We start from the raw sequence: 15,468 nt of genomic DNA on the forward strand, positions 1-15,468 counted from the left end.
GATTGTTTTAATATGGATTTTCCTTATTTAATACGTACACCAAAGAACTTGGAACGGCCTGTGACAAACAATGTATTGCCATCCTTACCGCCAAACTGTAATGTGGACGGACGTTCGGGAACACGAATCATCCCTTTCTTCTTGCCATCCTTATCAAATACATATATTTCTCCGTCAGCCACATACAAGTTCCCTTCCTTATCTACAGCAGAACCAAATTCGCCCTGCTCCACAAAATAGCTCAAGTTGGAGAGCGTGCCGTCATTGGCCACATCCATCTTCACCATTCTGCGGTCATATTCATCAGAGGTATAGAAAGGCTTTCCCGGATAGGCTTCCAGCAAGGAAGAACTACGTGACAAGTCGAAATAATGAGGAATGATAGTTTTTCCATCCGGTGCCAGGAAGCACATTTCAGGAACATAGACCGACACCGCATTGAAATCGTGGAAGTCTCTCCAACGGTTAGAAGGATAAAGAGCCTTATACACGTTCTTCACTTGACCCATCGGAACACGCGGCAACAGTTTGATGGTCTCTTCCGGATTTTCCGGGTCAATGGAGTAGACTCTCATTGTATATGCGGAATTACCATATCCGCTGAAAGAAGTACCTTTTGTATCAGGCATTACCGGCATTTCCTCCGGTTTACCATTAATCAGATATCCCGGCTGCGCATCATATCTGAACAATACCAATAGATTATCTTCTGAATCAAAAGCCAGGTTGGAGGGTTTCCACGGGAAATCTGCCAGCAGCGACAAGCTGTTTGTCTCTACCGACCATTTAAAGATACGACGCATCCGATGGTCGCAGAAGTAAATGTTACCTTTACTGTCGCGCGCAATGCCTTCGGCAAATTCCAAATCGGAAGCCAATTGGTTCACCTTACCTATTTCATTGCCTAACGGTTGCTGATGAGGTTCTTTTCCGGTTACAATCAAGCGAGAAAGTTCCCACGGGCGGATGTCAATGTCTTTGTTGACATCGAACACTGCAATGTTATTCGTATATTTAATCTGAGAATAGTTATGCAGGTTCAGAAATGCGATGTTCTCGCAATTGCGGATACGTACAGAACTGTGATACGGTTCATTGACACGGATAACGCGGAACATATACAAGTTTGCAAAGGTCACATCTTTGCAGTCGTCCATCTCTATCGGTTGGCAATCGGTACTTTCGCGGCTCTCTTCCTCGGTTTGCATGCAATACACCTTCCAGTTGGACACCTTGTTGAAACGTACTTCATTTCTTACATGATGCTCGATGGACATGGCATAGATACGCCCCGGAGTAGAAGTATTGTTGGCATAGAAACCATTGGTGGCATATGTGCTTGCTGTCCAGATGTCTTTAAAGGTGCCGCCACCGTTGTTGGTCACCCACAGACTCCAATACTGGTTGTCCCAAGCAAGATCCATGCCCGAAGCCGCTACCGGATTATCGGGAGAGCTGATACGAGCCGGTCTGTTCCACCGGCCACGTGGTTCCTCAACACCCGGTTTAGGTTTCCATAAACCGCCATGCCCGCCTACAAACTTCACGTCATTCATATAAGAATCTGCATTTGCCATCCACTTCACACCTACAGCACGATAGTTATAACCGCCGGTATTGATACCAATGCCCACCAGCATATTTGCACCGCCTTCCGAAGATTCCACCATCGCTTTCGGACCGCCAAAACCACTGAATGCAGCAGTACTTTCGTCTAGCCGGAACTGAGTGCCAAAAGGATGCAGGCCTATCAACTTGGTATCGGGCTTCATCTTCAAAGTTTCGGTAATGCGATACCAGCCCTGGGGTACATAGATATTATCATACTTGTCAATAGCCTCCTGGATGGCCTTCGTATCATCCGTTTCCCCATCTCCCTTTGCACCGAGTTCGCGCAGATTTACCCATGTTGCCATTGCAGGCAGTGCAGGGATGTCCATCAGTTGGGCAACCGGCATCTTCTGTATCGGTTCAATATCAACCAACGTTTCATATTCCGGCATATCCACCATGTTATCCATCTGCAAGCCGTGGTCGTATGACTTTACCTTATAGATTTTATGAGCAACATGGGTGGCCGTATTGCTACGGGTATATTTCGCCAAGGTCGGTACATTCTTACAATATACATTGCGGAAGGTTATCTGATTGTTGCTGTTGTTCTCGTTGGTAATCACCACTGCCGGACCACTTACATTTTCAAAATAGCTGTTTTCCAAAAATAACTTGTCGCAATAATTAGGGTCAATATCAAATACAGCCGGAACATTCTTGGCATACAGATTCACCATTGCCAAACCGGACTCCTGACAACGAAGAGCAGCTACACGTTGTCCCTCAAAATAAGAGTCGACCATCATTACCGGCCATCCGGGAGAAGCTTTTGTCGTATAAATGCCATAATCTCCCCCGTAAAAAGCAACGTTTTCCATTTCATTACCGACATCGAACAGCCCTGCCTTACCTTTACCAATATATATTGTGACATAACTGATAAAACTATGCTGCGCATAGTGTGTACGCAATGCTACCGCATGGGGATTACCATCTTCAATACGAAGATTGATATTGGACATTGCACTATAAAAAGTACCGGCATTTGCATCACGAGGGACTTGCCCTTTTTCTACCAAACTACTGGTAAACCAAAACATATAATTAGCCTTTCCTTTATCTATCGAGACTTCTTCTTGAAACCCAGGAGAATTTTTAGCGAGAATAAATTCCGGACGTTTTTTTCCATAACCAATCAAGCGAATAGAACCTGGAACATAAATTGTCTTACTAATTTTATACTTTCCCTCAGGAATAAAAAGTATACCAAAGTTCTTTTCCTTCTTAACCTGATTTATAGCAGCTTGTAAGGCATCTGATACATCCATCTTTCCATCAGCCTTTATCTGATAATTTTCAGGGGTAAAATAAAAAGCCTCAGGATCATTAGGCTTTAACGTGTAGATAGAGTTTTGCTGAACAGCATAAAGTTGCATACATATTAACCCTATAAATATCAAAAATATAATTCTGATTTTTTTCATGGTTTCATTTTATATATGATTAAAAAAGCGTTCAACCATAAAGCAGAACGCTTTTTCTGCTATTTTTTATAATTTTATGACTACTAATGGTGCATAGTTATGCCGTACAGTCCCTACACCAGATACATCAGCTAAAGCACCAATTCGAAAATAATAGTTCTTACTATACTTGAAAACATTTGTATTTTTCTCCAAGTCAATTGTTAAAGTATATTTTTTAGAGGAAACAACCGTCTCACTTGGTGAAATTGTAATCTTATCACTACCACCATTCAAAGAATATTTTACATTGTTTCCAACCCATTTATCTGAGAATGCAAACAACTGAACTTCTTTGACTTTCACTTCCGGCTTACCAGTTTCAAGAAAAAAAGTTGCAGTTATAACATTACCATTTTTTACAATATCAGGATTCTTTATGCGAAGATAAGGAGTTACTTTAAAATCATAAAAATTATCACCATCATTTATTACAAAATCTTTTATCTCAAAAGGATAAAAGTTACAATTCTCAAATCTAACGTCATATGTAGCAGCAAATACCATATTATTACGATATTCACCTGTATTCATAATAGACCAATATTGATCGGCCGGATTAGTAAATCCATGCTCCCTTACTATGATAGAAGAACCATTCTCAATATCAGTACCAACCAATTCTCCAGTCACCTCATCAATAATAGAACCATGAATTGAAGCATCTGGCCCATCATAATTATCAATCTCGCATGAAACTAATGCAAAAAAACAGCATGAAATTAATAATAATATCTTTTTCATAATTATTTAAATGTTTTGTGTTAATAACCAGGATTCTGAACTAATCCATTTGTATTGATACCCGGAATCCCTCTATAATAACTTGTAGATTGGAATGTATAACCACCTTTTGATTCATCCGTAAAGTAATTTGCCCTCACAAAAACATATTTTGGAGTTGGTTCACGCAGGTCAAGCATAGGAATCAAAACCTTACGAATTCTATTTCCACTAAACTCCGTATGAAACTCTCTTCGACGCATCATATCCCAAAAACGTTTTCCCTCAAAAGCTAATTCTACACGACGTTCCTTCAAAACATTCTCCAATGTTAAAGGTATATTATCAATATGCCCTGCTCTATGACGCAATGCATTTATATATTGCTTAGCTAATGTTTGATCTCCATATCCACTACTATTTTCTACCACAGCCTCTGCATAATTTAAGTATATTTCTGCCAAACGCATATCAATATAAGAAGTAGTAGAAGAATTGTCTAAACCTGATATATTCTCACCTTCAGGCATATATTTACGAACAGAAAAACCTGTTGCAGTCCAGTTGGCATCCTCAGAACTACCTACATTTAGAAAACCTGAGAACAATGTCTGCCCAGCAGCTCCTAAACCATAATATGTCTTTCCATCCTTTCCGACAGCCGACTCGTTAGAATAAGCAATATAATTATTATCTACTTCTATAAGACCACCTTGTATAATAATCCGTGTACCACCATAAGAAGAGCCAGGAACAATAATACTAGCCAACAAACGTGCGTCTTTATCTGCAAAAGGTGTATATAAATCATCATATTTCTTGAAAGGTATAGACATTAACTGTGTTTTATTGGCCTCTACATTATTAAAATAAGTAATTACATAATCTTCATTACCATCAGTACGAGTCACAATATTTGCGCTTTTTCCTATACCGTCATCAGTATAATCTTCAAATAAATCAACTATATCTAAAGTCGGATTAAAACGCCCATACTTTAATGCTCCCCCCGTATTTACTTGAGAAAGGATATAAAATTGTGCATAACTATGGCCTTGATTAGAGTTGGTTGTCCCATCCAAATAAGCTTTACTGAAAATCACTTCTTCATTCTTATCATTACGGAACAACTGCTGAAAATTTGTAACAGCCTCTTCACTCGATATAGGGTTTGGTTTATAAATAGATTTTCCTGACTGGGCAATAATTATCTCAGAAGCAGAAATACATTCTTTATAAAATGCGTCCGCATCCGATATACTCATTCCCCCTATCAATTTCTGTGTTACAGCTTCACCAGCTAATGGAGCCTTATCCCAATATTTTGCTACAGAAGCCGCATGAAGAGCCACCCTTGATTTCAATGCATAAGCAGCCCATTTAGAAGCACGATAAACCCCATCCGTAGAAGAAACAACTTCTGGAAGATTCTCTACAGCAAGATCACATTCCGTCAATACAAACTTCCACGTATCCAATTCCGTACTACGAGGAATAGCAAGAGAAGAGGGATTACCAGGGACATATTCATCATCTTGCACATGCTCCACTAAAGGTACACCACCATATCTTTTTACCAAACCATAATAAATATATGCACGTACAAAATGAGCCTCACTAAGTAAACGATTTGCACTATCTTCTGAAATAGTTCCTTTTTCTCGAGCTTTCCTTACATTTTCCATAAAGATATTCACCTGACGAATATCACTATAAGGCCAATAATCAAATCCTTCCGGACCTATACCTTGCGCACCGTCACTACGAGTAGCCTCATCTGTAAAGAAAGCAATATTTGACGTCGCATTCACTCCGTCATATCCACGTTGATTAAATCCAGCATTAGGACGATAAGTAAAATCTTCGATAGGCATTAAAGTATATATATTTGCCAACAAAGCTTTTAATCCTCCTTCTGTTTCTGTCAATTGCTCACCTGAAACTTTATCTAACGGTTCCAATTCTAAAAAAGCATTGCAACCCAAAAGTCCTATTAGGGTACAAAAAGACAATACTGATAAAAATATTTTTTTCATAATATATTTACATTAAAAGTTTATATTCAATCCAAAGTTATATGATCTCATCAACGGATATGCAAGATTCGCTCCCCAATCCCTTTCCTCACGTTCTGGGTCTACATTTCTCAACATACGATTACATAAAGTGAATAAATTAGAACCATTAACAAAAAAACGGGCACTATTAATACCTATTTTTTTCATAAGTGACTTAGGCAAAGTATAACCTATTTCCAAACTCTTTAAACGAAGATAAGTTGCTAATGGATTCCAGAAGGAAATGCCATTATTCCACTGATTACCATTATCAGTAGTATTTGAGAAATCGGAGCGCAATGCAGGATAATATCCTGCAACCCACTGTGTAGAAGGATTATATGGATCATCCGTAACATTCACTGTATGCCAACGATCCATAAACTTCTCTAACAAATAAGTTTTATTAGTTTTTGCACCATATCCCCATACATCATCATTAGCATAGCCAATAGAATAACCAGAAGCACCTTGGAAAAGCATATTCAAATCAAAATTTTTATAAGAAGCAGCTAACGTCAAACCATACTGAATCGGAGGATTAGCTCCAGTAGCCCAAAATTCGGGAACACGATCATTCCAATCAATCATGCCATTACCATTCAAATCCAATAATCTGAAACTCCCAGGAAGCATTTTGGAATTACCCAAATTGCCACCCAATAAAGGGGCTGTTTCATATTGTTCCAGAGAGGTATACTGTCCATCATATTTATATAACCACATTACATTCTGATTACGATTCTCAGAACCATTCTGCCATCTATCCATAGAGCTTGTATATTCACCATGTTCTACATGCAAATTCTTCTCACGTGCATAAGTGAAATTGGCAGATACCGAGTATTCAAAATCTTTACCCACCTTACCTCTATGTCCTAACGAAATTTCAAATCCTCTATTTTGGTTAGAATTAAGGTTTTCTTGTGGAAAACTCGCTCCAAATGTATTAGGAACCGATTGTACCCGGTCAGCTAAAATACCTTCATTCTTACGGTTAAACCATTCAATAGACCCACTTAGTTTTCCATTCCACAAATCAAAATCCAATCCCACATTAGATATTGTTGAAGTAACCCATGAAAGGTTATCCGTAACTACACCAGGTGCCACCATACCCGTAACCTGACTATTACCATCAAACACATATCCTAAAGAACCTGCTGTATAAGCAGATATGTACTGAAATGCATCACCGGCATCATAACCACTCTTACCAAATGAAGCCCTTAACTTCAAGTTGGTAATAAATGGTAACTTCTCCCTAATAAAACTTTCCTCAGAAATACGCCAACCTACGCTGAAAGAAGGGAAAAAAGCCCACCTATGGCGCGGTGCATAACGATAAGAACCGTCATAACGTGCCACAGCTTCTACCAAATACTTTCCGGCATAATCATAATTCACGCGCATCAAATATGCAGCCAACCGCCCCAAACGACGATAACCAGAATTAGTTGCTGTTCCAGAACTAGCTTGATCTAATATATCATTTGTAAATAGTTCCGAATATTGACGGGCTCCACTTAAATTATCACGACGAGTGCCACTCAGTTCAGCAACAGCAGTTATATTTAAATTATGCAAATTAAAAGAACGCATATAATTGGCTTGTGCACGTCCATAAATTTTTTGATAAAGATTCATTGTATTCGAATATTTATCTGTACCATACTTTCCCGAAGGTTCATCAGTATAATAATCAAATAGTTGATATGATTTTTGCAGCTCAGAATTGTTACGATTATTCCCATCAAAAGATCCTAATGCACTTAAAGTCAATCCTTGTACAAACGGAAGTTTCCAGCTTAATTCGACATCAGCAGAATAGGTTAATCCTCTATTTCTGCGGTAACCGTCAAGGTCTGGATCAACTAATGCAAATGGATTCTTTCCCTCCGGACCAATATTTGATAAATGTTCTGGATTATTCATTGTATGGGTTCCGATACCACGATCATTGACCATTAAAGTCTTAAATGTCCACTGAAAGTCTTCACGAGGTCTCTGGGTTTCATCCCAACGTCCCGATACATTTACATTCAAATTTAATCCCTTAGTTATTTCAGCAGTCAAATTGCTTCTCAGATTATATCTGTGATAATACTGAATACCACTTTTCAATAGACCATTATCGCCAGTATATCCGAAGCTAACATAATATTTCACTCGTTCAGATCCACCTCTTACTGATATATTATGTGACTGCTGGAAAGCTAACTTATTCATAAACATATCAATCCAATCATGATCTGTATAACCGGGAGCCCCTATCCTATACTTCTCCAAAATATCATCAGTATATGCAGCTGCAGCCTGATCATTACGTGCTCTCTCATTGGCCATCATACGATATGTATAGGCATCAACTGTCTCTTCCATAGCTGTGGGATTTTTCACACCAAACAAGGCAGAATAGGACACACGCGTTTTTTCGGCAACTCCTTTCTTCGTCGTGACAATAATCACACCATTGGCAGCATTCATACCATAAATGGCAGCAGAAGCATCCTTTAATATAGAAATACTTTCAATATCTTCCGAACTCAATTGCGCCAGCTCTTCTGTACCATCCCGTGTAATACCATCAATAACAACAAGTGGCGTGCCATATCCACGAATACTGACCATATTATCAAAAGTACCAGGCTCACCAGTTCGTTGACGAATCAATAACCCCGGCATCTTACCTTGAATATTACTAATCAAATTTTCCGTTTTAGTAGTTGCAATTTCATCAGCTTTAATTGCTGTGACAGCACCAGTCAACGATTCTTTTTTTTGGATACCATAACCTACTACCACAACTTCATCCAAAATCTCAGTATCCTCTACTAGTACTATATTGAAAGATGTCTTACCAGAAATACTGATATTTTGTGTCTTATATCCAACATAACTCACAACAAGTGTTGCACCAGAAGCCACATTATTTAAAATAAAGTTACCATCTATATCAGTAATAACCCCATTAGTGGTTCCTTGTACGAGAATACTTGCTCCAATAATCGGCTCACCTGCTGTATCACTAACAGAACCTTTAATCGTTGATACTTGTCGAACAGCTGATACCCCATCAGTCTCAGTAGCCTTATCATAAAGAACTATATTACGATCTAATACTTTATAAGCTATATTCGTTCCCTTAAATATCTCATCTAAAACTTTAAATATAGACTTATTAGCAGCTTTTATTGTTACTCGGCGTTTAACATCAATCTGTTTATTATTATAAAAAAAAACAAATTCTGTACCTTTTTCTAACTCTGTCAGGATTTCGTCAACAGTTTTATTATTAAGAGCAATATTCAACATCGTTTTTTGGGCATAACCATCATTGGCAAATGCCATGCTCACTAAACAAAATAACATAAAGAATGCACATTTCATAGCAAGAGGAATTTTTTTCATGCATCTCATCAGGACACTTTTTGCCCTAAATGATTGGATACAAACATTGTTTTTCATAATTTTGTATTGATTTCTAGTGAAAAAATAAAGTTGCTTTATCTGTCGCCAAACAGATATTTAAAAGTTACTGTGTTTCATGCAGGAAAATGCGCCAACATTTTCCTGCATGTTTTTCTAAACGGACTTGTGTTTCATCATACTACTTTTTAAAGGGTTAATAAACTTCTATTACCTGTCTCTCGGCATTCACATCACCATCTTCAACAAACTTGAAATGAATATTCGAGGATATTCGGAAGTGGTCCAATATTCGCTCCAAACGTTGTTTGGTAAATGTAGCCGTAAAGGAATTCTGCTTCAATGAAGCCTTTTTCAGAATGAATTCCACATTATACCTTTTGCTCAAACTCTTCAATATATCTTCAAACGGAGTGTTCCTGAAAATCAAGCGTCCGTCCTTCCAACATGTTTCCACGTCTACATTGACTTCTTTCACAACGACCTTTTCCCGCACTATATCATAAATAACCTTTTGCCCCGGTATCATCATTACATTATTCCTCCTGCCATTATTCACATAGGAGAAACTGACTTTACCCGAAACCAAAGTGGTCTGTACCGTCCTGCTCCCTTTGTAAGCCTCTACGTTGAACTCCGTTCCATGTACCACTATCTTGGAATTGTTCAGCGTGCCGACAATGAACTTCTTTTCATCTTTTGCGACAGAAAAGAATGCTTCACCCACCAACTTCACTTCCCTTTTATCATCGGCAAATCGGGAAGGATAGCGCAACGACGACGACGAGTTCAGAACGACTTCCGTTCCATCCGGCAATTCGACAGAAGTAGTCATTCCCGGATTTGTCCTGACTTCCATCATATGTATCTCTTCTTTATCCTTGTCCCAATAAAGGATAGACCACGATACCATCAAAGGGATGAATAAAATGGCGGCCGCCCGTTGCATCCCTCTAAATAATACCTGATACCTATTGACCTTTTTCTGTTTCATCTTACGATGTACATCCTCCAAGGCCTTCTTTACATCCAGCCTGGATGAAATCTGCGCCATGTCCGCCGCCAGACCGAGTGTCTGAACCTGGCGGGCTGTCCTGCGGTTCTCTTCCGATGCTTCCAGCCACTCCTCTACCAGAGCAGTTTCATCCTCCGTTGTCTCTCCTTCATAATACCTGAGAAGCAGGTTCTCCATTCCCTCTCTTTTTACCATAATTTTTATTGCTAGCTTTAATCTAAAGACAAACGGGTGAAAAAAACTCCTAAACAAAAAGCTAAAAATATTTTATATACTTAGAGTACAATAGGAAAAAAAGCTATTTTTGCCCAACAATAATAAACACCCACCATGAAAAATACACCATCAGAAGATACATCTTTATTATTTGCCATACAAAGAGGAGACAGAAATGCTTTTGATATGTTATTTCAGAAATACTACTCCGTACTCTGTACTTATTGTTATCGTTTTGTCCGGTTGGAAGATGCAGAAGAGATTGTTCAGGACGTCATGCTATGGCTTTGGGAAAACCGAGAAAGACCCGTTATCGAATATTCGCTCAAGCAATATCTGTTCAAGGCTGTCTACCATCGTTGCATGACCCGGATTGCCCAAAATGAAGTGAAGCAACGGGCAGACACCGCTTACTATGAACGAATGTTCGCCATGCTGCAGGAGGTGGATATCTATCAAATCAACGAATTAAGCAAGCATATACAAAGGGCCATCAACGAACTGCCGCCTACTTATAGGGAAGCTTTCATCATGCATCGTTTCCAGAATCTGAGTTACAAGGAAGCTGCCGAACTACTCAACGTTTCCCCCAAAACGGTAGACTACCGCATTCAGCAGGCTTTAAAAATTTTAAGGGTCAAGTTGAAAGATTATCTGCCACTGATATTGATGCACCTGCTCACCTCGCATTAAGACCATACACACGCAGAACGTCCCCTATACCTTGCCGGCTACACACCGGGACTTAGCCCTAAAGAGTATAGGACTGAAATGTCAAAACATCCGGATGTTTTACCCCAATACATGGGGATGTTTTCACCCAAAACACCCGGATGTATTACCCCAAAACATCCGGGTGTTTTAATGGAAAGGATGCGGATGTTATGACCTCTCAGTATACGGGTCAGACCGGTTCAGTCCTGATGGGAGAGGCACTAAGTCCCTATACATCCCGTGTTCATTAATTATTCTAAAAAAAGTTAGGGAAAACTCCGGGCCACCGGTCATATAAGCAAGAAGTAACCCTATTATTATCATAACCTCAAAATGCACGCAATGAGAAAACTGATTATCCTATTGTCGGCGCTGGTGTACGTCATCCATGCACAAGCGCAATTTTCAGTGACAGCCCATCAGGAAGGATGGGACAATATTCCTCCACAAGTACAAAAACCGGGATTTTCCTTTCAGCAATCCGTACTTGCCAATATGGACGGGGACGATGCCCTTGAAGAAGTAATGCTTTTCGGACGTGACAACGGACACTACCCCACTTTCGACCTTTTCAAGGCCTACTATGCAATCGTAGACAACTATACCAAAGAAATACAATACATTTCCGACGAGATTTATGTCACCGACAAGTACAATCTCCTTGTAGAAGACCGCAACAAGGACGGCATCTCCGAGCTCTACATATCCTACTTCAAAGACGGAAAGTTCAGCGTAGACGAACAAGGTTACAATCTGCGCACCACACGCTGCTACGACCGTATAGAATGGAACCCTACTGGCAAAAACTTTAAATCTTCCGGAAAATGAAAACAAGACTGACACTTATCCTGGTACTCCTTATTTATATAGGAGCTGCCTCGCACACACACGCACAGCAAAAGAAAGTAATCAAAACCATGATGATAGCCGGGCAGGACGGCAGCCATTACTGGCAAGGCGCCTGCGAAGCCATGAAGCAGATATTGGAAAACAGCGGAATGTTCAAAGTGGACTTCGCCTTTACACCCGACTTTGGTGGAGACATCGCTACCTTCAAACCCGATTTCCACCAATATGATTTAATCGTCATCAACTACGGCGGAGCTACATGGACAGAGCCCGTACGCAAGAATTTCGAGAAATACGTTGCCGATGGAGGCGGTGTGGTAGTGATACATTCTTCCGTCGTCCCGATGGCCGACTGGAAAGAATACAACGAGATAATAGGCATGGGGGCCTGGGACGGACGCAACGAAAAGGACGGTCCGTATCTGTACTGGAAAGACGGACAATACGTCTACGACTACTCTCCGGGGTATGCCGGCTACCACGGCTTGCAGCACGAAACCGTCATAGAACACCGCGCCCCCCATCATCCTATCCTGCAAGGATTGCCTCCTCAATGGAAACACTTCAAGGACGAGATATATACCCGCCTACGCGGTCCGGTAAGAAACATGGAAATATTGGCAACCGCCTACGAACGCGGACGGCATGAACCGTTGATGTGGACAGTAAGCTACGGGAAAGGGCGCATATTCGTCGACCTCCTGGGGCACTGCGGCAACGACCCGAACATGACTTACTCCATGCGCTGCACCGGTTTCCAGGTGACTTTACTCCGGGGATGCGAATGGGCTGCCACCGGCGCCGTCACCCAAGAAGTTCCCGCAGATTTCCCACTGAAGGATACTTATACATTACGTCCGGAGTTCAAGGCTCCTTTTCATGCTTACCCTAAAACCAAACACTGAATACCATGAAATACATCATCCGAACACTACTGCTGGCATGCTGCTGCATGCAGGCACAAGCACAAGCTCCGTGGAAACCCGATACGGAACTGGAGAAACAATTACAGCAAAGCAATCATGTGCACCGCATAATGAAAGCTAATCCCGCACACGCCGGACTGACGCGGTGGGAAAAGAAAGAGGTATTGAAAAGCAGGTTACTCCCTCTGGCCGAAGATTTCGGCGCTCTGCGCCACACCGGACCCGGAACCATACATGTAGACCGTAAAGTCACTGTCTCAGGCAAAGGAAGTGTCCGCCTGGACACTCCTGCCTCCCTGGGCAAGAAGAATCCAACAAACCGGAATTACGCCACCCCGGAGATTATCCGTCCCCTCGACCGGGAAGACTTGCGGGAATACAACCGCTTTTCCGTTTGGGTATATGTGGATGCACCGGGCGTTTATCTGACCTTTGCCGGATTCACCCTATACAATGAAGGGGAGAAAATCATGCCGACTCCCGGACGCTTTGAAGGACAACACTTCGAGACTGTCTATCCCAACAAATGGCAGCACATCATATGGGAAATACCGGACCTATACCGTGACTGTGTCACCGGCTTTTCGGTAAACATCATGCTGGCAGGTGCTCCTGCAGGAGCCAGCGAACACATGAGCCTATACATAGACGACATGCGCATCGAAAAGGTAGAAGCGGAAAACAGCCGGGGATTCGACCTGCGAAAAGATGCAATGGCCTACTGCCACAGCGGATACAAGCCGGGAGCACGCAAGCAGGCTTTGGTGCAGCACGTACCGGAAAGGACTTTCAGCCTGCACGATGCCGCCACGGGACAAACCGTTTATCAAGGTAAGGCCAGTCCTCTGAATCAAGACAAGAAGCAGGACAAAGGATTTCTTGTGCTGGACTTCAGCAGTTTCAATACGCCCGGACAATACTTCCTCTCCATCGGTGATGTACAATCAAAGCCTTTCCCCATCGGAAATGATGCCTACCTGTCTACCGCCTGGCACACGCTGAACTTCTTCTTTTCCGAACGTTGCGGTTTCGACCAGCCCGGCATTCATCAGGAATGCCATCAGGATGTATTCGCCTATCATCCCGACGGACGGAGCATGAGTATTGCCGGAGGATGGCACGATGCAGCCGACCTGACTCAAGGAACGGGAAATACAGCCGAATCGTGCATCGCCCTCCTCGAAATGGCCGGTGCCGTACAAGGCAAAGACAGTATCTTCTACGAACGCCTGCTGGAAGAGGCACGCTGGGGAGTGAACTGGATTCTGCGTACCCGCTTCGGTGACGGCTACCGACTGGGCGGACTGATTATCGGCATTTGGACAAAGAATATCCGTGGTGACAAAGACGACATGCAGACAGAAGCACGAAATACACCTACGGACAATCTGAAAGCCGCTTCCAGTTGCGCACTCGCCGCCCCTCATTTTGAAAAGAAAGACCCGGTGTTTGCCCGGTGGTGCCGGAACAGTGCCATTGAGGATTTCCAATTCGCCATCGACCTGCTGGATACACAAAGGACGGAACAGAACGAAACCGAACTTTATGCCCTTGCCACCGTCACAGCCATGCGTTTGTACCGCCTTACACAAGATGTTTACTATCTGGACTGGGCAACCCGGCTGGCACGTACCGTCATGGCGGGCCAACAGTTGGAAAAGCGTACCGACTGGAAAATCCCCCTGCGAGGTTTCTTCTATGAATCTTCCCGGAAAAAGCGTATTCTGGCCTATTATCACCAAAGCCAAGAGCACTTGATGGCCGAAGGACTCTCGATGCTACTGACAGATGCCCCCACCCATCTGGACGCCCCGTTGTGGCAGGCATCTTGTGAAGCCTATGCAGACTATCTACGCGGGGTTTCACAACTGATTGAGCCGTATGGCATACTGCCAAGCGCCGTATACGAGGTGGATAATACCGATTATAAGAATCTGTACCATGAAGGCGAGCAGGTAGGGCTTCCCAGTCTGGAAGAATACAATGCACAAGTGCGCAACGGTATCCCTCTCTCAAAGAATTTCTACCTGCGCCGTTTCCCCGTTGCCTACCAGTTCAGGGGATTCCACGCTGTTGTCATGGGCAAAGCCAAGGCTGCCTTTATCCTTGCACGCCTATTCAATGATAAAGCGTTAAGGGATATTGCAACCCGCCAGATAGAGTATATATTGGGCTACAACCCGTTTGCCATGAGTACCGTTTATGGAGACGGATATGACTACCCGCCACTTTACGGAGCCTATGCCGGAGATGTGGTGGGAGCTGTACCCGTAGGAATCGAAACATTCGAAAATGAGGACGAGCCCTACTTCCCGATGCAAAATAACTGCACTTACAAGGAAATCTGGACACACACCACCGCACGCCTAATGTGGTGCGTAGCAGAACTGTTCAAATAAACAGTTCATTATACCGCTAAAAAAAGCTCCGGAGTTGAAGGTTCCGGAGCTTTTTCTCTGTTT

9 protein-coding genes are annotated in these 15,468 nt (G+C 42.2%); 4 read left to right on the top strand and 5 right to left on the bottom strand.

The genetic code is table 11. The annotated features are described in order from the left end of the window. Nucleotides 1-23: 23 nt before the first annotated feature. The 5 genes from DWY57_RS02920 to DWY57_RS02940 form a co-directional block, all read right to left on the bottom strand. Nucleotides 24-3,038 carry a glycosyl hydrolase family 28-related protein gene (locus tag DWY57_RS02920; protein WP_119961321.1) on the bottom strand — a complete coding sequence of 1,005 codons (3,015 nt, stop codon included), beginning with the start codon at nucleotides 3,036-3,038 and terminating at the stop codon, nucleotides 24-26. A 66-nt stretch (nucleotides 3,039-3,104) separates the two neighbouring features. Next, complete coding sequence (locus DWY57_RS02925) at nucleotides 3,105-3,821, bottom strand: DUF3823 domain-containing protein (RefSeq protein ID WP_119961322.1); 717 nt, start codon at nucleotides 3,819-3,821, stop codon at nucleotides 3,105-3,107. 20 nt (nucleotides 3,822-3,841) lie between these two features. Continuing rightward, entirely contained in the window at nucleotides 3,842-5,836 is a 1,995-nt protein-coding gene (locus DWY57_RS02930; protein WP_119961323.1) for a RagB/SusD family nutrient uptake outer membrane protein, read from the bottom strand. Nucleotides 5,837-5,848: 12 nt separating this feature from the next. Beyond that, entirely contained in the window at nucleotides 5,849-9,325 is a 3,477-nt protein-coding gene (locus tag DWY57_RS02935) for a TonB-dependent receptor (RefSeq protein WP_207805146.1), read from the bottom strand. Nucleotides 9,326-9,482: 157 nt separating this feature from the next. Beyond that, on the bottom strand, nucleotides 9,483-10,496 hold the full coding sequence (locus tag DWY57_RS02940) for a FecR domain-containing protein (RefSeq protein ID WP_119961324.1): 1,014 nt from the start codon (nucleotides 10,494-10,496) through the stop codon (nucleotides 9,483-9,485). Nucleotides 10,497-10,631: 135 nt separating this feature from the next. Here DWY57_RS02940 and DWY57_RS02945 point away from each other — a divergent pair, with 135 nt between their 5' ends. From DWY57_RS02945 to DWY57_RS02960, 4 genes are all read left to right on the top strand, one after another. Then, a complete protein-coding gene (locus DWY57_RS02945) occupies nucleotides 10,632-11,210 on the top strand; it encodes an RNA polymerase sigma-70 factor (RefSeq protein WP_119961325.1) in 579 nt (192 codons plus the stop codon). Between the two features lie 354 nt (nucleotides 11,211-11,564). Continuing rightward, nucleotides 11,565-12,059, top strand: a complete 495-nt coding sequence (locus DWY57_RS02950) for a hypothetical protein (RefSeq protein WP_016272905.1) — start codon at nucleotides 11,565-11,567, stop codon at nucleotides 12,057-12,059. Next, nucleotides 12,056-12,985: a ThuA domain-containing protein gene (locus DWY57_RS02955; RefSeq protein ID WP_005831979.1), complete on the top strand. Its 930-nt coding sequence runs from the start codon at nucleotides 12,056-12,058 to the stop codon at nucleotides 12,983-12,985. Before DWY57_RS02950 ends, DWY57_RS02955 begins: the two co-directional genes overlap by 4 nt. Before the next feature lie 5 nt (nucleotides 12,986-12,990). After that, the gene (locus DWY57_RS02960) at nucleotides 12,991-15,405 is read left to right on the top strand and encodes a glycoside hydrolase family 9 protein (protein WP_119961326.1); all 2,415 of its coding nucleotides are present in this window, start codon (nucleotides 12,991-12,993) and stop codon (nucleotides 15,403-15,405) included. Nucleotides 15,406-15,468 lie beyond the last annotated feature (63 nt).

Origin of the sequence: Bacteroides sp. AF25-5LB (assembly GCF_003602965.1) — a bacterium.
Classification (GTDB): domain Bacteria; phylum Bacteroidota; class Bacteroidia; order Bacteroidales; family Bacteroidaceae; genus Bacteroides; species Bacteroides uniformis.